The sequence below is a fragment of the Candidatus Culexmicrobium sp. genome (assembly GCF_058356305.1).
Genome location: NZ_JBTVBB010000050.1, coordinates 1 through 23818 on the forward strand (window position 1 = coordinate 1; position 23818 = coordinate 23818).

The following is a 23818-nucleotide window of genomic DNA, read 5'->3' on the forward strand; positions in this document are numbered from 1 at the left end:
GTAACTATTAGAAGTCTATCTTACTACTTAATCTTCTTTTTCAGTACAATATTTTATCCAGAGGAAGCTTTAAAACGTCTCACACAAGTAAACATGGCATACAACGTTGTATTGAAAATTGCACAAATAAATCCGGTATCAATTGCTGCTGAAATAATTAGAAGCCTAGCAGGCGTACCTCAAGCTTCTCAGCCAAATATACCTATCTTTATAATTTCAAACCTAGTAATAACAGTTCTGGGAATTATGGTTTATATAAAAGCTTTAAGAAAAAGATAAATGTGACAAGTCAAAGCTTAATTGAAATTCTACGTGAAAGATGGTGGAGAAAAGTTAAGGAACACAAATTAGAAAAAGCAAAGATAATCATTAAGGCCAGACCTCTCACACCCATAGAGGCAATTGGGAGGCCGTCAAGGAAAGATTATCCATTACTTCAAGGGAAAGAAACAATGATTGAAGCTATTATTAATGGATGTAGAGGACAAGCATTCACAGATGAACCCTTAAACTTCACTGGAAAACTTAATTCAATCTACATGCTTCCACTTAAAAACAATAGAAATAGAGCCTTGTTAATTGCAACTATAAATGCGACGTATAAATACTTAGGCTTAATACAAAATACGAGACACTGTAAAGATAATGGTCCTGAGGAATGTGGCAAGAAACTTGCAGAGTACTTAATTGAAAAGCATGGTAGTAATGTTAGAGTTGGAATGATTGGATATCAGCCAGCAATAGCCTACTATTTATCCAGATGCTTTAATGAATTCAGAATATCTGATATGGATCCTGAAAATATTGGAAAAAGGAAGGGTAATGTAATTATAGAGACATATTTGAAAGACGATAATATTATCAAATGGAGCGACATAATTCTAGCTACAGGAACAACCATTGTAAATAATACTATAGACGAAATATTATTGAAAGCTCATGGAAAAGAAGTTTACTTTTATGGCGTTACAATTGCAGCCGCAGCATATGAATTTAAATTAAATAGACTTTGCTTTAAATCACTAAGTTAAATTTGTTTCCATGGAATTCTAATAGAGTTAACTTCATTATATGAAATAGTCTTATACCATTCCTTTACATACTGTGGTAGGAACTCTAGATAATTAAGATATCTTTGATCTCCAAGTATAAATACACCCTTATCCTCAAGACTTCTTATAGCTCTACCAAGTGCTTGTGAAGCTTGTTTGAGGGCAGGCAAAGTATAAGCATAAAATCTACCTCGTTCACTTCCATAAAGCTTAATGTAATATTCAATATATAAGTTAATTCTAACTGATGGCTTTGCAAATGGAATCCCAACCAAATAGATTGCCTCTAACTCTCTTCCAGGGAAATCCGCACCCTCAGCGAAACGACCACCAATCGGAGCTATAAGCACACCATCTCCATAAATACTAGTTTTCTTGAAATTCTCTAAAATTTCTCTAGACTTTGAGCCACTCATGTTCCTATATTCAATAAAGACTTTTAAGCCTAATTTTTCAATTTTACTTTTCAATCCTAAACTCAAAATGGCTTCTTGAACTCTATAACTAGCAGTAAAAATAGCGGTATTCGTTTTGACTGTATCCAGAAAATTTATTATGGATTTTACATATCTGCTAGCCATTTCCAAACTTAACTCCTCACCCCTAGTAGTAACATCATTCAAAATATAAACCGCAATATTACTTTTATCATAAATATTTGGAACTATTATTGAGTGATAATTTGATAACCCAATTGTCTCAGCAAAGGCTTCAATTGGTTTAAGTGTTCCTGAACAAAAAATACATCTCCTAAATAATAGCCATCTCTCGCTAAGTATCTCTGAAGCACGCATATCCCAAATATTAAGTTTAAGATTATCTTCAATCTTCTCAGCAATAAAGGCTATACCCTCAGTGTCAACTAAATCTAGAGCAGAAATCATGAACGAAGCAAAATGATGAAGTGAGGATCTAGGCCTTGAACCTCTCTCTAGCCGTCTTCTCCTAACTAGCTCTCCAATATGCTTAGCTTCATCTAACATGTCTAAGTAATCATATGGAAGTAATTCTTGAGGATTAAATTCAGCATCCTCCTCATCCTCCAATGAAGAATGAATTTCAAGCATTTTATCTTCAACATAATTTAACATTTCAATCACATTTTTAGCATCAAATTCCTCAGCTTCTCTCCTTGCACGTCTAATAGTCCCTAAAGTTATCGTATCCGAATTTAACTCTAAATTTTGAAGATTATGTGCCTCATCAACAATTAAAATCGACTTGCCAAAGGGAATTAAAGTTCTAATACTCCATTCAAAAATAGGATTAACAACATAGTTATAACTTAGTGAAATTATACTTGCAATTTTTGCAAGAGCTCTCTGAGCATAATATGGACATAAACCCAGCTTCCTACTTAAAGAGTAAACTTCATAATAGAGGAGAGGGCCTTTTGAAATATATGGTTCTAAATCAAAATTATCCCTATAATTTAAGTAGAATTGACAATTCCTTCTCATTAATCTGCAAATATAAGATACATCTGAATAATCAAGTTCGCCTCCAAACTTCTCAGCCAGAAGACACATATCCTTCTTTCCACGATAAGATAGCCCAAAAACGGGAAGATTAAACTTGTCAACAATTACCTTTAATTCCTCAATAGGTCTATCAGTTTCATTCCCTGTTCTAACTGCCCAAATAACTTTTAATCCCCTTAAAACATTATGCATAATAGAGGCAAGTATTACTGACGTCTTACCAAATCCAGTAGGTGCATGTATGCAAATATCCTTGAACTCCATGTTAGATCTAATTTCATCTATTGTCTTTAACTGATATGGTCTAGGGGGATATGGAAAGTACTTAGCAATATTCAAATCTTAAACCTCTAAATAACAAAAGTTAATAGGCAACATATAAAATTATTATTTTAAATTAACCAGTTCACTATTTGAAGAATGTTTATATTAATCTTTACCTAGATTTATAAACATGAATACACATAAAGGCTTAACTAGTATTGGAGTAGGCATTAAACTGACTGTCATCGCGCTAATCGCATTAATTGCAGGAGGAGTTATAGGCTATATAATAGTTCAACCAGAGATAAGAGCACTCAGAGAAGAACTTGTTGAAACAAAAAATGAATTGAACAGTATTAGAAATGAGCTTACCTCAACTAAACAACAACTCACAGAAACATTAGCAGAACTAAATACAACTCTAAAAGAATTAGCATCCACACAAAGTGAACTAGAAGACGCTATAGCAAGAATTATAGAGTTAGAGTCAAATATAAGTGAAATTAGAAGCGAATTAGGAGACATTTTAAGCCGTGTATGTAGACTCGAAATAATGGTTACCTCACCTCATATAGCTAATGGTGAAGACTTATGTCAAGTCCATATAAAAGCATATAATGTTAGAGGCGAATCTGTCACAAACGCTAGAATAGCCGTTATAGCCTCAATAGTTAAAACACGAGACTCAACACGTAAGATCTATAGCGGTTTTGCAGAAAGCTTAGGTAATGGAAGCTATGTAGCACAATTTAATTCAACTCAAGCTGGTTTAATTAAGGTTTATGCAATTGATCTTGATAGTGGAGCTATGATATCAACTTTTGTAGACTTCTTGCCAGGATCCCTTGAAGATTTTACATTTTCCACAATATTCTATGAGGATCCATGGACTAATGAAACGTATATAAGCATAAATATCTTCCCAGTTGATAAGTTTGGAAACATATGTAAAACATTTAACTTGACCATAATGATAAATGAAGTACCAATCATACCCTATATTAATGAATATGGATTACCGATGGTAGTTCTGCCTTATGATCCAGCCATACCAACCATACCCATAACAGTCATAGACCTTATAAGTGGAAAGGCAGCAGAAAAAATAATTGAAATTGCATTAAATAAAACAAAGCCAGAACATAAAGTGAAACTAACAGTTTGGATAGTTGAGGGTTCAGGTGTAACTGAAGATCAAGTTCGTCAAGATGTCAAGAAAGCTAATGAAATCTTTAAGAAGAATGCAGATGAATGCGACTTTTCAAAGGTAATAGTCTTTGAAATAAAGGAGTTCAAGAAGATAAGTAAAGATAAATGGAAAGAAATTGCAGATGCAGATAAAAGATTAGATGTTGGAGAAGAAGATGAACGAGACAAATTACCAAACGACAATGATAAAAACACAATAGACATATATTATGTCCCGGGAATAGATTTTAATGAGAAAGATTCTAAAACTGGTGCCACGATTACCAGCAGAGTACTAGGAGTGTCATGGGAAGGTGATAAACCTGGAATTGCCATCGATAATGCTGCAGATTTCGATGATCGTACACTTGCACATGAACTAGCCCATCAGCTAAGCGATAATGAAGTTGTAGATCAAGGAGCAACTGGAGCAACAAATCAAGGAGCAAACAATGCTGGAAACCTAATGAATTATGACAACACTGGAGATGACTTAACAAAGAAACAAGCACAATTGATAGAAGAGAAACTAGGTGATCCATAATCAACAAATCCCTATTTTTATTATCCACCTAAAGTCATGGTGAGGAAATGAGGGCAATAATATTTGACATTGATGGTGTTTTAATCAATCCTCAAAAACGACTTAGAAAATGCCTAGAAAAAGTAAATGCCATATCAATTAAGAAAATACGCGGCAAAAAACGTAGGAGATTTTGGGATTACTTTTTAAGTGAAACTTATATGGATTTAGATGAACCTATCCTAAAAAACATTTCTAAGTTAAAGGAAAAGAAGAACAGGGGATATTACATCATACTAATTACGGGAAGAAGAGAAGATAAACAGAAAAACAAAACATTAGAACAACTAGAAAAATGGAGTATACCGTACGATGAAATATACTTTCGAAAACCTTTTGACAAAAGAAAAGATTACACTTTTAAAGCAAGCATAATTAAAAGGCTAATTAAACGTGGATACAAGATTGTGGAGGCTTGGGATGACTCAGAAAAAGTTATTGAAAAACTAAAACAGATACTTCCAAACACCAAAATGATCATACCTAAAAACTAAGTCAACTCAAAAACTTCTCCAAAGCCCTAACAAATTCCATAGCCAAATTCCCTTTAAAACCAACTAAAACAACTTCATTTAAAGAAGACCCTAACTTTAAATGAGTAATTAACTCCTCAACCATTACTTCAGCAGCTCTATCCGCTGGTACACCTCCAACGCCAGTTCCTAGACCAGGAAAAGCTATAGATTTTACACCAAGCCTCCTAGAACAATTTAATGCCGCCCTCATCGCAAGTCTAACATTCTCAACATTAATCTTCATGGCTGGCTTTACCATTGTAGGCGCATGTATAACATATTTAGCCTTAAGCTTACCAGCAGTGGTAGCAACTGCATCACCAACATCGATAGGGGCATATCGTCTAGCTTCATCCTCAATTACCTGTCCACCAACCCTTTTAATTGCAGCTGCGACACCTCCACCCATAATCAATAAACTGTTAGCTGGATTTACAATAGCTTCAACATCAATTTCAGTTATGTCACCTTGAACAACCCTAATAGTAACTCCTAAATACTCCATCTTCAAAAGCTCTCTCATTCCAATTTCACCAATCTAATTTAGCTATAAAACATAAAACTTTAACTCAACACACTAAAGTAAGACATCAAAAAACTTTTAATAAAAACCACTCTACTGCAATAAGGTGTTTTAATGAAAGAGAGGAGAGTATTACTCCATGAAATGACTAGAAGTGCCTTCGAAGAATGGCTCAAAAGTGAAAAAAGACCAGTAGCATTAATTGCAGTTGGCGCAATTGAACAACATGGTCCACACCTACCACTAGGAACAGACACCATATGGGCTGTAAGTGTATGTGAAGAAATTGCAAAAAGAACAAACTCAATAGTAGTCCAACCATGCTGGCCAGGCTTTTCACCCCACCACATGGGCTTCAAGGGAACAATAACATTCTCAGCTGAAACACTACTAAACATCCTATTGGAAACAATAGACTCACTTGCCAGGCATGGAATTAAAAGATTCATAATAATAAATGGACATGGAGGAAACACTGAAATAGTAGCACTAGCAAAAAGACTTGCACAAAGAAGATCTAGAGTCTATGTAGCAATACCAAGAGGGCCATCACAAACAGAAATAGCCAAGAAATATAGGGACAGAGCATTAAAATACCTAGAAGTACATTCAGGAGCAAGAGAAACTGGAAGCGTATTAGTAGTAAGGCCAGAGCTAGTGGAAATGGAAAGAGTTAAAGACTGGAAGCCAACAACAAAACTAGAACCAGAAATGATAGAATTAATGAACCCAGAAAGAAAAGATAGAGAAATAGCAGAACAAGTATTCTGGGCATCAATACCACTAAACACCCATGAATTCACATCATCAGGAATATATGCCTTAACCCATCCAAAAGATGCAAACCTAGAAGACGCAAAGAAACGCAGAGAAGAATTCATAGAATTCGTAGTCAAATTCATAGAGGAATGGAAGAAAATCCCACTAGAAGAAAGAGAAGAAAAAATAAAAGAAAAAGGCACAATATACTAATCCAAAACTCCCTCCAATTTTTAAGAAAATCAAGATAAATAAGCTCTACCCCTAAACTTCTCAACAGGATACTTCTCAGCATTCCTCTTAAGCTTATCTAAAACAGCACTAGTCAAATCGATACCCAAAACATTAGCCATACTCAAAATATAAATAAAAATATCAGCCAACTCCTCACAAATCCTATTCAACCATTCTTCATCCCTAATCATCTCTTTAACTTCATCAACACTCCTCCACTGAAAAATCTCAAGCAACTCACCAGCCTCAACACAAATAGAAACAGCCAAATCCTTAGGATTATGAAATTTCCCCCAATCTCTCTCAGCTACAAAATCCCTTACTCTACTCTTTAAAAACTCAAGAGAAACAGATGAATCATTCAACATTAATCACCAATAAAACTTTCACCATAGAATGAAATAGCTATGTAAAAATATTAAGTTGACTATTTTATGGCAATCGTATTATTTTAGGATACTCTTGTCCTGATGCAGTCTTTAATTTTATCTCAATGTTTGATCCATGTTTGAATGGAGATTCTATAGTCATAGATATTTTGAATACAATTTTTTCACCTACTTTTAATGGTATACCTTCCTCGAACTTATTAATGGTAGCATTGTAGTAGATTTCATTAGTCTCTCCATTGATCACGTTTAAAACTTGACTATAACTTGCAATCGATTTTCCATTAATCATGATTTCTGTGATTGTTGTATCAATCCCCCCTGTATTAATCACCATAACAGTTATAAACCAACCAGGTATACCCTCTGCTACTTCTTCATTTCCAATAGTTATAGATGGTTCCGGGTTGGCATATCGCCGGACTCTAATCCAATCAGCATATAGGGGACCATAACCTAAATGTTCTACAAAGCCAACCTTATTATAGTTTGTGAACTGATATTGAGAGGGAATTGTCCAATCTGCAACTCTAGTACCATCAACATACGTAATTAATCGGTTGGGCATTACATCAACTCTTATTTGATACCATCTATCAGAAGGAGTTGGCCCCCATGTTGTAAAGACCCATTCTTTATCTACATTGTTTATGTAAGGTCTAAAAATATGCTTACCCGCATATAATTCTATTCCCCACCAATTACCATCATCTTTGAAGTGAACAAAAACTGAACCTGCAGGATTGTCGTCATAAATCCTAGCTTCAACAATATATGTTTCCAGAGATAAGTTACAATCAATTGGAACAGCAAGATGTTTAAAATTGGTTGGAGAAACTGGTTCAAGTTTTAATACATTTTCCCCATCGAAAATAATTGCAGTTATTGATGCATACACAGGATACCAATTCGAAATATCCCCATCATCAAAATCATCATAAAAATCGAAAACAGCAGTAGCATCACTTCTGCTTGAGGCAGAAGGATTTCCATAGATCATATAGATGATCCTTTGATTATTTGTAGAAATAGTAGGTACTTTAACCCATATTCTGGTTGTCGATGTACCTAGGCCACTTTCAATCCAGTAGGAAAGTGATGTTGTGCCATCTGAATCTAAAAATCGTATATCTCCACCATCACTTTTCATTTTACCGGCATTTATGAGGGAAGCAGTATCAATTTCCACTAAAATCTGATAGTTATTCAAGTCATTACCACTTTGCTCAGTTATAGTTATGGGAATTCTATAGGTCCATTGACTAATTCTGGTGGTCTCTGCGTATGCTGCTTTTAGTTCTAATTTCTCCTATTTTGTGAAGCCTCCTATTATTCCTGACATCCAGAGTACTACTGAGATTGCAATTGCAATACTTACACTAACTATGATGACTATTGATATAACTGGGCTAATACCTCTATTACTGAATTTCATCTTTATCACCATGAGGAGTTAAATTTTAACTTAATTTTGTTTAAAGTAATCTATAAAATTTATTGTTGCAGTTATTCTAACTTAACTATTACTTTTATTTTGAATAAATTATTTTAATAGTTGTAAATTTTATTCGAAGTCCATAGCATTGTAGATTTCTCTTGGTAGGTTTGGGCAGTCTTTGTCTAGGTAGTATTTGCTTTCAATTATTTGTGCTTTTAATAGTGCTTTAAATTCTTCTAGGGTTAGGTAGGTAGTTGGTTTTAGTTGTTTTAGTCTTTCAGGCTTTATCCCTGGAACCATTTTTGGTACTAGTACCTTTTCTCCCCATACTGGATGTGGTTCGTATTCTACTGCTCCTCTTACTGCTTGTAGTATGAATAGTTCGGTTTCTTCTATGGTTGGTCTTGTTCCTCCAATAGCTTTGGGTATGCCTTCAACTTCTACTAGTATTGGTTCTGGTGCCATTATTGTTTTGTCTCCTAGCTTCTTTTCCTTCCATTCATATTTTGCTATTATTCTTCCAGTTGTGTTGAATAGATATACTTCTATTGGGTTTCCTTCTTTTTTCCTTTTTTTGAGGTAGTTGTAGAATCTTACTACGTGTGCTGTATTTGTTACTCCCATGGTGAATGGTTTTGCATATCTTGCTACATATCTTACTTTTCCTATTACTTCTTTTGCTTGTGCTGGGTGGCCTATTGTTCTTCCATCTGCTAATATTTTTGCTGCTATTGCTTCGTCAACAATTTTTATCCATGCATAGTCTGTGAAGTATCCTGGTGATAGGAAGATGGCTGTTGTTAAGGGACCGCTTGATTCTACATCTCCATCAAAGAACCCAGTGTCTTCGAGATATAATACGCTTCTCGAGTTTCTATTTGGTGCTCCAAAGTACTGGAATAATTCTCCTTTAAAGCTTGGATAACCGTTTTCATCGAATTCTGTGTTTTCATGTAGGGCGCGTGGACTCATTGCACCATTCCACATTGCTTCTTGATCTGGCGTTAAATCTTCAGTTTTAGTCCATGAGCCACGTTCTGACCCTATAACTTTATCCTCGAAGATTGCCACTATGTCATCATTTTTTATAACTTGGTCTTTTACATATTCAAGTGGATTTATACCGAAGTTTTCCATGTAGATTTTAGCGTTTCTAGGTGTCCATACATATAAGCCGTGAGTTGACTTTCCAGTTCCAGTTAAACCCCAAACACACATTACTATCCTCTTCCATTTTCCATCAACTCTTTTAACTGTAAATTCCCTTAGGGAAGCATGTTCACCTGTTCCACCCCTTTTATATACATGATAGATCCAGTGGGTTAAAACTGCCTTTTTAACTTCTCCCTGATAAGATGATGCAGTTATTATTGTGAAGTTGTGATGTGGAAATCTCATTACCATTAACATTCTATTGGTTCCTGGAATCATTGGATTCCCCAGATAGTGTGGTATCATGAAGACTTCAATGTCAGGTTTCTCGTCTGATGGTGCTGGGAAGACTAGTTCCTTCCATCTATATGCAATATCTGGAAATTGTGGGTCTACATATACTGTGGCGTGCATTTGAGCCTTTGTTCCAGGCTTACCAACATATCCATCAACCTTTATGAGGGGACCTTGAGCTAAAATATGCTCTAATACTCTTAGCATTAACAGTTTATGTTCATATTTCAGTTGACTTTCATCTTCAATTACAACTGTATTTGCAGCTGATCTACTCCATATATTTGAAGCCCAATTCCATGAGCCATTCCTATATTGCGTTCCGTATAGCTTAGCTCTCTCAAAAAGATCTGGAGGATTATCATGAAGTGGCTTTAATCCAGCCCTCCTCTTAACCTCTAATATTTTTCTGAAAGTTTCCTTAAATTTTTCAGGTGTTAATTCTTCAATTTTAGGAATTATTAAGGGCATGTCAACCACTCCAATATCAGTTCAATTTGTAAGGGATAATAAGTTAACTTTACTCTAGTTAAAAAGATTATTGTTGAATAGATAGCGATTTATAGCTTGCTTTAGAAGAAGATTTTAAGGTGAAAATATGGGACTAAAAGATGAAGTAGAAAAGATAACTCTAAGTGAAGTAGAAAAAGTAGAAGGTAAAGTTGGAGTAGGCTTTAGGGATTTGAAATCAAGATTAGAAGTATATTATAATGCTGATGAAAAATTTCTGACTGCAAGTGTCTTCAAAATATACGTATTAATAGAATTATTTAATCAAGTTATAAGTGGAAATATAAGTTTAGAGGATAGATATATTGTTAAGCTTTATGATAAAGCTCCGGGATCAGGGCTTCTACAATATTTAGATGAGGGGTTACAGTTAACATTGAGGGATTTAGCTAAGTTAATGATGATAATTAGTGATAATACTGCAACAGATATTTTAATGGATATTCTCGGTAAAGAAAGCATTAACAAAACTATTAGGAATCTAGGTTTAAACAATACTTTAGTTGCATACAATACTAAGGAGATCATCTTTGGGCTTTATGAATTGAAAGATGAAAGTAAAATTCTAAAGCTACTTGAAATGGTTGAAAGAAAAGTTGAGTTTAAAGGTGAAATACAGTCATTTCTAAGAGATTTATATTATGAACGGCAAAGAATGGGCTTAACAATTAAAAACTTAAAAATACAACATGAAGTCAGGGAGATGGTTAGCCTAACTGGAGATACCTTAAAGAATTATGATTACAATGATGTTTCATCGCCAAGAGACATTGTTGAGACTTTAAGTCTAATATATGAGAAGAAAATCTTAACTCCAAGGGCATGTGATGAAATTATTGGAATAATGGCCTATTGTCAAACTGGAGCTAGAAGATTGAAGAGATATCTACCTAATAATGTAATTGTTGCCCATAAAACTGGGACTGTTCCAGGAGTAGTTAATGATGTTGGAATCATCTTCACTAATGTTAAAGATTATGTCTTAGCTGTATTTGTAAATGAATTAGATTATGAAGACCAAAACTATATTCAAGTTGGAGAAGAAATTATTGCGAATATTTCTAGGGGTGTTTATAAAGCAATAACTTCATTGAATTATAGCTATTAAATAAATGTAATTAAACTTTGAATATGCTTATAATTTCCATTTTATATATGAGTTTAGGGAGGCCTTATTATTGAAGATACATTTTATTGACCCCGATAAGGTACACTATCAGTGGGATAATTCATTGGAACCAGCATTAGAGATTGACCCGGGAGATAGAGTTGTATTTGAATTGAGAGATGTTACAGATAACCAGATAACCCCTAATTCAACAAGTGAAGACCTATTGAAACTTGATTGGAGTAGAGTATATCCCCTCTCAGGTCCAATTTATGTTAGAGGAGCCAGGCCAGGTGACGCATTAGCTGTAAAGATAATTGACATTAAAACTAAGGGTTGGGGTTGGAGTGCAATAATCCCGGGATTCGGACTATTAGCCGATGAATTTAATAAACCATATCTTAGAATATGGGATTTATCAGCTGGAGATTACACAGTATTAGACGATAAAGTAGTAATTCCTTTAAATCCATTTTGCGGTACAATGGGAGTTGCAAGGGCAGAGAGGGGACAATTCCCAGTGATGCCTCCAGGTCCATTTGGCGGAAATATGGATTTCAAGCATTTAACTCGTGGCTCAACACTTATACTTCCAATATTTGTTGAAGGAGCATTGTTTTCAGTGGGAGATGGACATGCCGCTCAAGGAGATGGAGAAGTCTGTGTGACTGCAATTGAAGCCCCACTCTATGTAGTATTAGAATTTGACTTAATAAAAAATGCAAATATAAGGTATCCAAGAGCAATAATTCACAAGGAGCCATTAGAGGAATTCAGCACATATTACGTAACGATGGGTATAAATAGTGATTTAATGGAGGCTGCAAAAGACGCAGTTAGAGAAATGATCAGGCTAATATCGTTTAAATATAAGTTAAAGAGAGAAGATGCATACATTCTTGCTAGTATAATGGGAGATCTGAGAATTGCAGAAATAGTCGATAAGCCTAACTGGATTGTTACAATGCACTTGCCAAGGGAAATCTTCATTGAAGAATAAACAACATCTACCATTCATTTACGTGAACATGTACAATAAGTAGGTGAATATCAAGGATAGAGCAATACTTGGAATCATATATTTATACGATTTATGCAATGAACACTCAAAATATTGTGCAGTGTATGCGAAGCATAAATGAGCTGGAGAACCAAGATAGTAGAGGTATGAAGATACATAAATTGCACTCACATCAGTTAGACTAAGTGTCTTTAAGCTCTGCATTATAGGTAGAGTTAATACAACTCCTGTTAATGGTGAACCAGTAATCAAGCTTAGAAATCCAGGTAAAGTATACTCTAATATAATTATAGGAATTGCAGCTGAAGTTAATGCTTCAGTTATGATTTTTGACGCACCAGAAATCAAAAAAGATTTCTGCATATACATTATGCTAAAGGCGGCCAGAGCTATCCCTTTAACCCTCCTATTATTAATTGAATCGATAATAGTTTGACTATTAGTCCTTGAAATCAAGATTAAAGTAATAAAACCCAAAACAACACCAATAGGCATACTAATATCTCCAAAGAGAAATCTAAAGGAAATGGCTAATATCAATGCGGTTACAAGTGGTAGAATAGAAATTTTTAGTGGATTTCTAGCTTCATCTAAATTTAACCTTACATTTAACTCTGCCTTTCTAAAAGTAATGATATATCCAATAAAAATCATGAACAACGCAATAGGAAGTTGCCTTAAGGCTAATGACTCAACTGGTAAACCAGACATTGCAGAGGTCGTAATTAATAGCTGACTTAACGGGTAGAACATAAATATCGTATGTCTAAACCATACATTAGCATAAATGGCCAGTTCACTAGAGAATTTTAAACTTTCACTCAGAACTCCAACAATAGGAGCCGACATCAAAGCTCCTCCAGCTACAGGTAATAGACCAATTATAGCAGGAGTTAGCATAACAGCAATCTTAGGACTCCTCAACGCCCTAGCTAGCCCAATACCCAAATCTTCAATTAGACCTGTCAATCTATAAAGCTCAGCTAAAGCTGCAATTGAAGAAGACATAAATATTAGAAACCAAGTCTTGCTAGACATTATAGTTTCAATTAAAATTTCAATGAACCTTAAAGGAGTTAAAATTAACGATAGACATGTAGCTGCAATAAGTAGGGTAAAACCTATCTCAAATCCTCTTTTTAACAGAAGTATTATTAGTGCAATGACCGCCAGCACTATTGCTAGTTTTATCATACTCAATTACCACCATCAACTATTCTAAATTCAACGTGATATTGAATTGAGAAAAAACTACGTATATATACTTTAGTGTTTCCTCACTCAGAATATCTTTAATTCAATGATCAACCATACTGATGAATAAAATTCTAGTTGAAACAGATAGTCGATTATAGTTTAGAGTTTATTTGGCATAAAAATTTTAACTGAAAATCAAGTTAAATATTTTCGATTAATATGTTATCACCTAAAGAAATGGCTAAAAGATATAAAATACCTAAAGAATTGGCAGCTACAATTTATATGCTTGGAGACCGCTTTAAGGATGACGAGAAACTGCTTAGATGGCCAAAAAATAAAATGCTCATAGGCGGATATAAACCTGAGCCAATAAATTTAGGGGATTTATATCAGAATGAGATTTCCATGGGCTATTTATTCCTAACTAGTAAGAGATTCGTCTACTATCCTTTAGAGCCGATAATTAAGTCTACTAAGCAGCAAATTAAAGCTGCACTTGGAATAGCTAAAGTTGATCCAACCATAATTGGATTAAGTCCATTTATTGTTCCATTGAAAAATGTTGTTGAGGCTGAATATGCTGGTGATAACTATATCACTATAAGCTTTAAAGGTGGAACCTATGGTTTATGGACCTCATGGGAATGGGGCGTTACTGGTTCTATTTTTGATACAGGAGGACAGAAGGTATCGCTTCATTCACCAGGAATTTTCGTAACCGCTAATTGGAACAGAAATAAAACTCTTCATTTCTCATTCCCGGCCCTAGAAGAGAAGAGAGGTATAGGATTATCCGCGAAATATGATGTAGAAGGATGGCTTTCAGATATAAAATCAATACTTGAACACATTAGCAAAAGAAGAAGGACAAGAAGAGAAAGACGAGTTTCAGCGAAGAAATATGGGAGGAGGCCTAAATTCTGTCCTCGTTGTGGAAAGCCGGTTGAACCTGAAGATAATTATTGTACGGAGTGCGGTTGCAAGCTAATTTAACCTTACTTTATTTTTCTAATGAGTTGCTCATTACAATTAAAATTTAAAGCTAACTTGAAATCGCTTAGTACAAGAAATTTTGAATGGAAATACATTTTAGAATAGTGAGAAGAATTAAATATCGACCTCTACTTACTTTAAAGTAGATTGGTTTCATGGAGAGAAGATTTAAATGAACGATCTACTCTTTCCTTTTTTTACAGTTTCAGCAATACTACTTTTAGGCTTCTTTGGAAAACTTTTATTTAGATTACTGAATATCCCGGAGATTGTATTCTTAGTAATTTTTGGAATATTTCTAGGTCCAATTTTTAATATAATAAGCATTAACAGTATTAAAACAGCAATTCCCTATATTGCATCCTTTTCGCTTGCCATGTTAATGTTTGATATTGGATTAAGATTAAATATTGATCAGTTAGTAGAAAAGGGTTGGAGAATCATTTTAATTCCCATTATAAGTTTAGCTTTAAGTTTACTTTTAATTTCAGTTATAACAAGATTTATTTTACATTTAAGATGGGCTTATAGTGTGCTTCTTGGAGCAATTTTGGGCGGTAGTGGATTAACTGTATTATTATCCATTTTGAGGAGAATGGAGGTGAAGGAAGAACTAATACTTTCACTCTCAACAGAATTTGCACTAACAAATCTGCTTTCAATTATAATTGCAATATCATGTTTAGATTATGTTAAAATAGGATTTCATTCAATAATTGAGAGTTTAGAAATGTTCTTCACCAAATTTTCCGCTGGAATTGTAACAGGCTTTCTGGTAGGAGTTTTCTGGATTATAACAATGTTTATGGTGAGAAAAGAAGAATTCTTTTATATGTTCACCTTGGCAATACTACTAATTGCATATAGTTCAGCTGAAACACTAGAAGGAAGTGGAGCTTTAGCCTCACTAATACTTGGAATGATGATTGGAAACAATGAAAAGATATCTCGTATTTTAGGCTTAAAAGTTGATGTCGAAGAAATAAGACCTATTAGAGACCTATTAAGACATTTTCATACTGAGGTTACCTTCTTGATACGGGCATTCATCTTTGTCGTATTAGGATTAGCATATGTTCCTGGCACTTTAAATGAAATAATATTTGGTTTTGGCTTAACAGTACTCTTACTGGCAACTAGACTAGTAATTGTAAATTTAACTACAATTAGAAGTGAAGTGCAAGAATATAGAGGCTTAATGTCATGCGTAGTTGGAAGAGGACTTGTAACTGCAGTTTTAGGGGTAATTGCCGCTGAAAATATCCCACTATACTTCGAATTATTCTTAGATCTCTCCCTATATGTTCTCTTATTTAGCAATCTAATTATGGCCATATCCCTCGCCATAGTTAGGAAAGTTGAAACTACCGAGGTAAAAATGTCATAATAACAAGGTTAACTCAAGTCACTAAAGTGAAAAGATATTAAAAGCGAATTTCAACTTATATTTCATCAACAATAGTAAAAATTATTGGGAGAGCGTATGAGTTCATAGTTTAAGGCTTGTGGAAAAATGATCGAGGCTGTGAATATATTGATACTAATATCACTGACAATCCTTTTTGGATTTATGGGTTCATTATTTTATGATAAAACAAAGATACCTGACATTATATGGCTATTGCTCTTCGGAATCCTACTTGGACCAATATTCCATCTTTACGACCCTGAATTATTCGTTAGAGTATCAAAGCTAGTAAGTATTGTAGCACTTTGCATAATACTATTTGATGCAGGTATTAATGTTGACGTTGGATTAGTTGTAGAAATGCTTCCTAAAAGCTTTCTCCTCTTAGGTTTAACCTATCCATTAACAATGATCGTCATTGGATCTATTTTGCACTTTTTATTCCCAAATAATTTTTCATTATTAGAAGGATTACTGCTAGGAGCAATGGTTTCAGGTACAAGTACAGTTACAACCATAGGAATCTTGAGTACATTAGAGAGAGCAGGATTAAATGTTGATAGAGCAAAGATCATCCTAGTATTAGAATCAGTATTAACTGACCCTATAGGCGTAATTACATGTATAACAATAATTAGAATGATAATCTCCCCTACAGTATCACTGTTAGATGGATTTAAAACGATGTTTCTATCCTTCAGTAACTCTATCATTATAGGGTTTATGGTCGGCATGTTTTGGGCATCTGTACTGGATAAATTACGTGGAAAACCATTAACCTATATGATTACATTAGCTGTCGTATTTTTAAGTTACATTATTTCAGAGGAAATTGGAGGTGAAGGGTCAGGTGCATTAACAGTTTTAATTTTTGGATTAATAATAACAAACTTTGAATATATATCTAAAACTCTCGAGTTTAAGAGAATATTTAAAATTGAGAAAAAATTGTTGAGAGAGTTTCATGAAGAAATAACTTTCTTTATGAAGTCATTCTTCTTCGTTTACATTGGATTAATAATATCTATTTCTAAGGAGCAAATTATTGCAGGGCTACTTGCTGTTGTAATAATTTTAATTGTCAGATATATTGCAGCTTCAATTTCAAGTATGATTCTAAAACTTAATGAACTTGAAAAGGGAATCTTAACTGTAACTGTTGCAAGTGGACTTCCAGCAATGATAATGTCTCAACTCCCCATGATATATGATCCAAATAGGCAATACTTCGCTTCACCTGAAATATATCCAAATATATGCTTCATAGTTGTGATCGTAACAGTGCTATATGGTGCATTTATTGCACCATACGTTGCAAAAAGAAAAGCAGTAGCCACTACATCCAAATAATAAATTTAAATCAAAATAAAAAAGATTTTAAACACTATGCAATGTAAGTTCAATGGAGGATTAAATTATGTTAAAGGCAATTTTAAGTAGAGCAAAAGAAATTGAGGATAGCATAATTGAGTGGAGAAGAGATTTTCATATGTACCCTGAACTTGCATATGAAGAGAAAAGAACATCTCAACGTGTAGCTGAACTTCTAACTAGATGGGGATATAAAGTTGTAACAGGAATTGCAGAAACAGGAGTCGTAGGAATTCTAAATGAAGAGAAAGCGAATAAGAGAACAGTTGCATTGAGGGCAGACATGGATGCCCTTCCAATTCAAGAAGAAAATGAAGTCCCATATAAATCTAGAATAGAAGGCGTAATGCATGCATGTGGACATGATGCCCATACAGCAATGCTATTAGGTGCAGCAAAAATTCTATCTGAAATAAAGAACAAGCTAAATGGAACTGTTAAACTTATATTTCAGCCAGCAGAGGAAGGAGTTGGCGGAGCTAAAAGAATGGTTGAAGAGGGAGTGCTTGAAGATCCAGATGTCAATGCCATTTTCGGATTACACGTGTGGAGCTCTATTGAACCAGGTAAAATTGCATTAAAAGAGGGACCTGCTCTTGCAGCCACTGGTAAAATTGAAGTTGAAATAGAAGGTGTTGGAGGTCATGGAGCATCACCCCATTTAACAATTGATCCAATAGTGGTGGCTTCAAGTGTTGTCATGAATTTACAGACAATCATTAGTAGATGTTTAGATCCAATTGAATCAGGTGTAGTAAGTATATGTGCATTCCATGCAGGAACAACTTGGAATGTCATCCCGCCAAGAGCAACCCTTAAGGGAACATATAGAGCATTAACATTTGAAGTTAGAGATTTAATTAAAGAGAAAATTAGAAGTATAATAGAAAAAACATGTACAGCATTTGGAGCTAAATGTAAAATTAATTTGATCGATGGAGTGCCACCTACAATAAATCATCCTGAAGCTACCAGAATGGCTAGAAAAACAGTTATTGAACTTATTGGAGAAGAAAAAGTTATTGAAGCTAAGCCGACAATGGGAGGAGAAGACTTTGCATATTACCTAGAAAAGGTTCCTGGAGCTTTCCTTGAACTTGGAACAGGGAATCCAGAGAAGGGGACAGATAAACCTCATCATAATCCTAGATTTGATATTGATGAAGCAGTACTATATATTGGGACTGCAACATATGCTTCCCTAGCGTACAAATACTTACTAGAAAACTTCAAATTTTAATTTAAAACTAAATTTTTTATTAAAATTAAATCTGTTAATCTTAAATAGACTTGACATACAGATAATTATTAGGTGTTCTCATGACGATGGATTTTGATTTAATTATTAAAAATGCAACTATTGTTGATGGGACAGGGAAACCCTCATTTAAAGCTTCTATTGGAATTAAAGGAGAATATATCACTGCAATTGGAGACTTAAAGGGAGATGCAGAAAAGGAAATTGATGCAACAGGATTAATAGCAATGCCAGGCTTTATTGATGTTCATAGCCATGCTGATTGGACAATTTTATGGTACCCAAAATGTGAAAGCTATGTCCATCAAGGTGTAACAACCTTTGTAGGTGGACAATGTGGTGGTTCTCCAGCACCAATAGGAGAATATGTCAGGGTGCCATATATACTTCAAGATTATCTATATGATTTAGCCCCTTTCATGTATTACCCTGAAAGCGTATACCCACTAGAACAAGTCAACGAATGGATGGAGAAAATATTTGGTTGGAGTATTACTTGGAGGACTATGGGAGAATTCTTCAAGATAACAATGGAGAAAGGAATATCATGCAACTACGCCCCACTATTAGGACATGGTGCAGTTAGATATGCAGTTATGGGTAAAGACTACAAGAGAAAAGCTACTAAAGAAGAGATAAACGAAATGATAGAGTTAATACATCAAGGAATGAGGGATGGATGTCTAGGAATGTCTACTGGACTAGATTATGACCCGGACGTATTTGCAGATGAAGAAGAAATAACTAAATGTGTTTCAGTATTAAAAGAGTATGGAACAGTTTATTCTCCACACTGGAAGAGGACAGGAAGAAGAAGAGATATTCCATTAGGTGCACGCTTACCAGATAGGATTGAAGGAATTAGACAAGTCATTGAAACATGTAGGAAGACTGGAGTTCCACTTCAAATAGCCCATTTATATGGTGGATATGAAGTTACACCGCCAGGTTCACCTGAAATACAAAGAGCAATTGGAATAGCTACATTAAAGGAAATAGATAAGGCAATTGAAGAAGGATTACAAGTAACCTTTGATGTTATACCCTATAATCCATGGGGCAATCCAATGCCATATCTATGCTCTCTACTAGCTCCATGGCTAAGGCTTCTAGGCTCAAGAGAAAAGCTAGGATACTGGTTGAAAGTTAAAGACTTTAGAGAAGAAGTAAAACAAGCTATATTTGCTGGAAAATGGTTTATTAGAGTTGCATATAATCCAAATGTAAATCCAAGATGGGCCCATAACATAAAGGTGTTAAAGCATAAAAACCCCCAATATAATGGTAAAACTGTAGCACAAATAGCTCAAGAGTTAAACAAAGATCCCCTCGAAACATATTTTGACCTCATAGCAGAAGATCCAGATGCAAGAGGAGCAGTACCAGACTATAGACTTACAGAAGAATATGTCAAATTATTCTTTAAGCATCCTGCAGGCATGGTTGGAGTAGATGTAGCAGTTTATGATGATAAATATGAGAGAAAAAATCCTCCATACACCATTCCAGGTATAAACACCTATTCAGCATATCCATCCTTCCTCATAAGATATGTTAGAGAACAGAAACTATTCACAATCGAAGAAGCAGTACAAAAAATTTCAACACTTCCAGCTAAAGTATATAAACTAAAGGGCAGAGGAACACTACTTGAAGGTTCATATGCAGACATTGTACTAATAGATTTTAATAGACTTGAAATAGTAGGTACACCACTAGAGCCCAGGAAATATCCAAAAGGAATAGAGTATGTAATAGTTAATGGAAAAATAGTAATCGAAAAGGGGAAACATACACAAGCAACACCTGGAAGAGTATTGACGAGACTTGAATATACTAGCCTTAGACCAGAGTAAAATAAACGAAAAGCCATATTTCCAAGTGAAATCTAAACCAACTTCATACACATATCCATATAATTCATTATAAAGTTGAATTTAACTCTAATATTTCGATATAATAAAGTGTTAATCTTTATATTATTATACTGAAAATTACTGGAAAATAAATGGATGTTCTCCATAAATATGACCAAGAAATAATTGCCCATGATACATTATCCATCATTTAGCAGAGACCTCAACTCAGAAACCTATGACTTAAGATAAAAAGACAGAAGTAGCTGAAATAGAAAAATAACAGTTCTATTATTGTTTTAATTGATTAGTGTTCACTGCTACCTTTTTCTAGTTTGACGTCAGTTTCCATTTCTCCCCTTAGCTAAACATCCGACACCACTCTTTAGATTTAGCTTAAAATATAACAACTATTTTTGAATCTATATTCGCAAGAGGTATATATCGATTATCAGCAATCAATTACTAAGCTAAATTCGGAGGGAAATAAGTGGAGGAACTTGACATCTTGATTAAGAATGCAACAATTATTGATGGAACCGGTACGTCTAGATTTCAGGGACATATTGGTGTAAAGAATGGAAAAATAACTTATCTAGCCACTGAAGAGCCTAAGGTTGAAGCGAAACATGTCATAAATGCTGAAGGATTAATTGTCTGTCCAGGCTTTGTAGATATGCATGGTCATGCTGATGAAACAATATTTCTTTATCCTAAAGCAGAGAACTATCTTTTACAAGGAGTTACTACTGTTATTGGAGGAAACTGTGGTTTTTCACCAGCACCTGTTGGAAAATATTGGTTAATGTCTTTTTGGGAGCTAGATTGGTGGCATGAATTAAAACCATTCAAGTATTATGCACCATTAATGCATCCAATAGAGAAAGTTAATGAAAAATTGAAGGAGAAATTCGGATTTACAATTGATTGGCATACTTTTGGTGAATTTTTAGATAAAATTGAGGAGAAGGGTATGTCAATTAACTTAGTACCACTCGTCGGTCATAATGCCATTAGAGCTACAGTTATGGGTGAAGACTTCAAGAGGAAAGCTAAGTCAACGGAAATTGAAGAAATGAAAGAGCATGTTAGAGAAGCTATGGAAGCAGGAGCACATGGATTATCTAGTGGGCTTGATTATTCTCCAGGATTTTACGCTGATACTCAAGAGTTAATTGAGCTTGTAAAAGTAGTTAAGGAGTATAATGGAATTTATGCAACACACTGGAGAAGAACTGGAATTAGAACTGAAGTTAGAAGAGAAGTAAAGCCGCCTGAAAAAATTAAAGGTATAATTGAAGCAATTGAAATAAGTAGAAAAACTGGAGTACCAGTTCAAATTTCACATATACTAACAGGTTATACAATTTATCCACCTCCACCATCAGAACTGCTTGAAGCTGCAGCTAAAGCTACATTAAAGGTTATAGATGATGCGAGAAAAAATGGTCTAGATATTGCCTTCGACTTAATTCCAAATACTAGTGGAGGGGTATTTTCAGCTCCAAAACTAATAGCTTTATTAGCTCCATGGCTAAGAGAGTCTGGATCTAAAGAGAAGTTAATAGAAAACTTGAAGGCGGAAGATTATAGAAAAGACGTTAAAGATGCGATTTATGCTGGAAAATGGTATAGGGTAAATCCAAATATAAACCCGTACTGGATGGATAAAATAATCATTAGAAAGCATAAGAATGCAGACTATATAGGCATGAGTATTGGAGAAATTGCAAGATCAAAGAATGCAGATCCAGTTGACACATTGATAGACTTAGTAGTTGAAGATCCTGAAACACTTGTTGAACCCAAATTAATTGAAGAATCCGAAATAGTAACTTATATGAAGCATCCAGCGGCCATGATTGGTATTGATACCTTTGCACTAGACTTCAAGTGGAAAGTTAGAGTACCTCCATATTATCTGCCACATCCAAACACCTATGGAGCATATCCAAGATATATTAGACGCTACGTTAAGGACTTAAAAGTATTAAAACTAGAAGAAGCAATAAAGAAAGCAACCTACATGCCAGCTCAAAGAGTAAAACTAAAGGATAGAGGGGCACTCAAAGTAGGCTACTGGGCAGATATAGTAGTCTTCGATTACGACACTATACGTGAAGAGGGTGACTACTTAAATCCAAGAAAGCCACCTAAAGGAGTAAAGTATGTGATCGTAAATGGAGAAATAGTAGTAGAAGAAGGAAAGCATACAGGAGTTATGCCAGGAAAACTCTTAAGAAAACCAGTCAAAACATAGCCTCATCCTTAAACATTCAGCAAGTAACATGGATTATTGCAATAACCTTTCTATTTTCACTCCTCATTTTATTTATTAAGTCAATCACTTTTGGAGTCTTATTGACAATAACCTTTACTCCATGCTTCTTAATTTCCTCAAATACATCATTCATAATTGGTAGTGCTCCAAATTGACCAGAACCAATAATGATTATTTCTGGATTCTCACTCAACAATTCCTTAATTTCAGGTTTAGCCAATGGTGTGTGTAAACCCTCTCTAAATGGTCTTGAAAGCTCTTTTCTACGCTTAGTAACTTTTCCATCAACATGAATAATTATATCATAATCATATTTTTCTCCATCAACAATCACATATCCAAATCCTGTGCGTTCAATCATAACTATCCACTCCTCTACCATAAATTACCCTAAAATCAAATCATCAACCAACCATAAATAATAAGAGAGATGAAGAGTTTAACGGCGCTCCCAGAAATCTAGTGGTGGTTTTACTTCTGGAGGTATCGGTGACTTATATGTTCTCCCTCTAAGCCTCTTTCTATGTTCTTCTTTAGCTGCTTGTAATATTTCCGGTTTCGTCAATAGGTCTAGAGCTGTTGCCGCTATAACCTTTGCTGCAAATATTAATCCTTTATGAGCTATACCTGACGCTGATTGAGCTGTACTTTGCCATGAATGTCCAGGTGTTCCTAGAACCCAGCATGCAACACTAAATTCAACTGTTGGTGCTTGCCAACTTACATCTGCTACATCTGTTGAGCCATGGCTTACTTCTCCTTCACCCCATGGATCTGGAATCTCATCATCAATAAGCTTGTCAACTAATCTTTCCCATCCAGGCCGCTTAGACTTCTGTAGCTGTCTAATCTTCTGTTCCTTAGGTATTGTTTTTGCAATTTCTCTTGCAAATTTTAAGTCTTCCTCAGAATATTTAGGCAAGCCAATTTCACGCATATT

20 protein-coding genes and 2 pseudogenes are annotated in these 23818 nt (G+C 34.7%); 13 read left to right on the forward strand and 9 right to left on the reverse strand.

The features are described from left to right. Together ACW8TM_RS11535 and ACW8TM_RS11540 are read left to right on the forward strand one after the other, a co-directional pair. A pseudogene (locus tag ACW8TM_RS11535) lies at positions 1-279 on the forward strand (hypothetical protein); the annotation flags it as partial. Between the two features lie 2 nt (positions 280-281). Next, entirely contained in the window at positions 282-1031 is a 750-nt protein-coding gene (locus ACW8TM_RS11540) for a Rossmann-like domain-containing protein (RefSeq protein ID WP_491533451.1), read from the forward strand. Here ACW8TM_RS11540 and ACW8TM_RS11545 read toward each other — a convergent pair. Beyond that, positions 1028-2872, reverse strand: coding sequence for an ATP-dependent DNA helicase (locus ACW8TM_RS11545; protein ID WP_491533452.1), 1845 nt, complete (start codon positions 2870-2872; stop codon positions 1028-1030). The genes ACW8TM_RS11540 and ACW8TM_RS11545 overlap by 4 nt on opposite strands. 115 nt (positions 2873-2987) lie before the next feature. Between ACW8TM_RS11545 and ACW8TM_RS11550 the strand changes: the two genes are divergently transcribed. Both ACW8TM_RS11550 and ACW8TM_RS11555 read left to right on the forward strand, forming a co-directional pair. Then, complete coding sequence (locus ACW8TM_RS11550) at positions 2988-4529, forward strand: coiled-coil domain-containing protein (RefSeq protein WP_491533453.1); 1542 nt, start codon at positions 2988-2990, stop codon at positions 4527-4529. 47 nt (positions 4530-4576) lie between these two features. After that, positions 4577-5062 (forward strand): phosphatase domain-containing protein, encoded by a 486-nt coding sequence (locus ACW8TM_RS11555; RefSeq protein ID WP_491533454.1) that lies wholly within the window; start codon positions 4577-4579, stop codon positions 5060-5062. Position 5063: 1 nt separating this feature from the next. On the opposite strand, the gene ACW8TM_RS11560 is transcribed toward ACW8TM_RS11555, so the two are convergent. Next, positions 5064-5606, reverse strand: a complete 543-nt coding sequence (locus ACW8TM_RS11560; RefSeq protein ID WP_491533455.1) for a macro domain-containing protein — start codon at positions 5604-5606, stop codon at positions 5064-5066. 114 nt (positions 5607-5720) lie between these two features. Here ACW8TM_RS11560 and ACW8TM_RS11565 point away from each other — a divergent pair, with 114 nt between their 5' ends. Continuing rightward, the gene (locus ACW8TM_RS11565) at positions 5721-6578 is read left to right on the forward strand and encodes a creatininase family protein (RefSeq protein WP_491533456.1); all 858 of its coding nucleotides are present in this window, start codon (positions 5721-5723) and stop codon (positions 6576-6578) included. A gap of 29 nt (positions 6579-6607) precedes the next feature. On the opposite strand, the gene ACW8TM_RS11570 is transcribed toward ACW8TM_RS11565, so the two are convergent. The 4 genes from ACW8TM_RS11570 to ACW8TM_RS11585 all read right to left on the reverse strand — a co-directional run bounded on the left by ACW8TM_RS11570 (position 6608) and on the right by ACW8TM_RS11585 (position 10343). Further along, positions 6608-6967: a nucleotide pyrophosphohydrolase gene (locus ACW8TM_RS11570; protein WP_491533457.1), complete on the reverse strand. Its 360-nt coding sequence runs from the start codon at positions 6965-6967 to the stop codon at positions 6608-6610. A gap of 64 nt (positions 6968-7031) precedes the next feature. Then, on the reverse strand, positions 7032-8198 hold the full coding sequence (locus ACW8TM_RS11575; protein WP_491533458.1) for a DUF2341 domain-containing protein: 1167 nt from the start codon (positions 8196-8198) through the stop codon (positions 7032-7034). Between the two features lie 99 nt (positions 8199-8297). Then, on the reverse strand, positions 8298-8423 hold the full coding sequence (locus ACW8TM_RS11580) for a hypothetical protein (protein WP_491533459.1): 126 nt from the start codon (positions 8421-8423) through the stop codon (positions 8298-8300). Positions 8424-8552: 129 nt separating this feature from the next. Beyond that, positions 8553-10343 (reverse strand): phosphoenolpyruvate carboxykinase (ATP), encoded by a 1791-nt coding sequence (locus tag ACW8TM_RS11585; protein WP_491533460.1) that lies wholly within the window; start codon positions 10341-10343, stop codon positions 8553-8555. Positions 10344-10470: 127 nt separating this feature from the next. Here ACW8TM_RS11585 and ACW8TM_RS11590 point away from each other — a divergent pair, with 127 nt between their 5' ends. After that, the gene (locus ACW8TM_RS11590; RefSeq protein WP_491533461.1) at positions 10471-11490 is read left to right on the forward strand and encodes a serine hydrolase; all 1020 of its coding nucleotides are present in this window, start codon (positions 10471-10473) and stop codon (positions 11488-11490) included. Positions 11491-11560: 70 nt separating this feature from the next. Then, positions 11561-12490 carry an acetamidase/formamidase family protein gene (locus tag ACW8TM_RS11595; RefSeq protein ID WP_491533462.1) on the forward strand — a complete coding sequence of 310 codons (930 nt, stop codon included), beginning with the start codon at positions 11561-11563 and terminating at the stop codon, positions 12488-12490. Positions 12491-12508: 18 nt separating this feature from the next. Here ACW8TM_RS11595 and ACW8TM_RS11600 read toward each other — a convergent pair whose 3' ends face one another. Beyond that, positions 12509-13705, reverse strand: coding sequence for a DUF401 family protein (locus tag ACW8TM_RS11600; protein WP_491533470.1), 1197 nt, complete (start codon positions 13703-13705; stop codon positions 12509-12511). 240 nt (positions 13706-13945) lie between these two features. Here ACW8TM_RS11600 and ACW8TM_RS11605 point away from each other — a divergent pair, with 240 nt between their 5' ends. The 6 genes from ACW8TM_RS11605 to ACW8TM_RS11630 all read left to right on the forward strand — a co-directional run bounded on the left by ACW8TM_RS11605 (position 13946) and on the right by ACW8TM_RS11630 (position 22857). Continuing rightward, entirely contained in the window at positions 13946-14704 is a 759-nt protein-coding gene (locus tag ACW8TM_RS11605; protein ID WP_491533463.1) for a zinc ribbon domain-containing protein, read from the forward strand. A 172-nt stretch (positions 14705-14876) separates the two neighbouring features. Beyond that, a complete protein-coding gene (locus tag ACW8TM_RS11610) occupies positions 14877-16091 on the forward strand; it encodes a cation:proton antiporter domain-containing protein (protein ID WP_491533464.1) in 1215 nt (404 codons plus the stop codon). Positions 16092-16217: 126 nt separating this feature from the next. Then, complete coding sequence (locus tag ACW8TM_RS11615) at positions 16218-17462, forward strand: cation:proton antiporter domain-containing protein (RefSeq protein ID WP_491533465.1); 1245 nt, start codon at positions 16218-16220, stop codon at positions 17460-17462. A gap of 67 nt (positions 17463-17529) precedes the next feature. After that, positions 17530-18723 carry a M20 metallopeptidase family protein gene (locus ACW8TM_RS11620; protein WP_491533466.1) on the forward strand — a complete coding sequence of 398 codons (1194 nt, stop codon included), beginning with the start codon at positions 17530-17532 and terminating at the stop codon, positions 18721-18723. 80 nt (positions 18724-18803) lie between these two features. Then, positions 18804-20597: an N-acyl-D-amino-acid deacylase family protein gene (locus tag ACW8TM_RS11625; protein WP_491533467.1), complete on the forward strand. Its 1794-nt coding sequence runs from the start codon at positions 18804-18806 to the stop codon at positions 20595-20597. Positions 20598-21087: 490 nt separating this feature from the next. Further along, positions 21088-22857: an N-acyl-D-amino-acid deacylase family protein gene (locus ACW8TM_RS11630; protein ID WP_491533468.1), complete on the forward strand. Its 1770-nt coding sequence runs from the start codon at positions 21088-21090 to the stop codon at positions 22855-22857. A 16-nt stretch (positions 22858-22873) separates the two neighbouring features. Here the strand turns inward: ACW8TM_RS11630 and ACW8TM_RS11635 are convergent, their stop codons facing one another. Further along, positions 22874-23260, reverse strand: a complete 387-nt coding sequence (locus ACW8TM_RS11635; protein ID WP_491533469.1) for an Mth938-like domain-containing protein — start codon at positions 23258-23260, stop codon at positions 22874-22876. A gap of 57 nt (positions 23261-23317) precedes the next feature. Then, positions 23318-23818: pseudogene (locus ACW8TM_RS11640) on the reverse strand (amidohydrolase); the annotation flags it as partial.

Bases quoted from the DNA above. Each gene is read 5' to 3' on its own strand.
- ACW8TM_RS11550 (WP_491533453.1), top strand. From the start codon at position 2,988: ATGAATACACATAAAGGCTTAACTAGTATTGGAGTAGGCATTAAACTG.
- ACW8TM_RS11555 (WP_491533454.1), top strand. From the start codon at position 4,577: ATGAGGGCAATAATATTTGACATTGATGGTGTTTTAATCAATCCTCAA.
- ACW8TM_RS11560 (WP_491533455.1), bottom strand. From the start codon at position 5,606: ATGAGAGAGCTTTTGAAGATGGAGTATTTAGGAGTTACTATTAGGGTT.
- ACW8TM_RS11565 (WP_491533456.1), top strand. From the start codon at position 5,721: ATGAAAGAGAGGAGAGTATTACTCCATGAAATGACTAGAAGTGCCTTC.
- ACW8TM_RS11570 (WP_491533457.1), bottom strand. From the start codon at position 6,967: ATGTTGAATGATTCATCTGTTTCTCTTGAGTTTTTAAAGAGTAGAGTA.
- ACW8TM_RS11580 (WP_491533459.1), bottom strand. From the start codon at position 8,423: ATGAAATTCAGTAATAGAGGTATTAGCCCAGTTATATCAATAGTCATC.
- ACW8TM_RS11585 (WP_491533460.1), bottom strand. From the start codon at position 10,343: ATGCCCTTAATAATTCCTAAAATTGAAGAATTAACACCTGAAAAATTT.
- ACW8TM_RS11590 (WP_491533461.1), top strand. From the start codon at position 10,471: ATGGGACTAAAAGATGAAGTAGAAAAGATAACTCTAAGTGAAGTAGAA.
- ACW8TM_RS11600 (WP_491533470.1), bottom strand. From the start codon at position 13,705: ATGATAAAACTAGCAATAGTGCTGGCGGTCATTGCACTAATAATACTT.
- ACW8TM_RS11605 (WP_491533463.1), top strand. From the start codon at position 13,946: ATGGCTAAAAGATATAAAATACCTAAAGAATTGGCAGCTACAATTTAT.
- ACW8TM_RS11610 (WP_491533464.1), top strand. From the start codon at position 14,877: ATGAACGATCTACTCTTTCCTTTTTTTACAGTTTCAGCAATACTACTT.
- ACW8TM_RS11615 (WP_491533465.1), top strand. From the start codon at position 16,218: ATGATCGAGGCTGTGAATATATTGATACTAATATCACTGACAATCCTT.
- ACW8TM_RS11620 (WP_491533466.1), top strand. From the start codon at position 17,530: ATGTTAAAGGCAATTTTAAGTAGAGCAAAAGAAATTGAGGATAGCATA.
- ACW8TM_RS11625 (WP_491533467.1), top strand. From the start codon at position 18,804: ATGACGATGGATTTTGATTTAATTATTAAAAATGCAACTATTGTTGAT.
- ACW8TM_RS11635 (WP_491533469.1), bottom strand. From the start codon at position 23,260: ATGGTAGAGGAGTGGATAGTTATGATTGAACGCACAGGATTTGGATAT.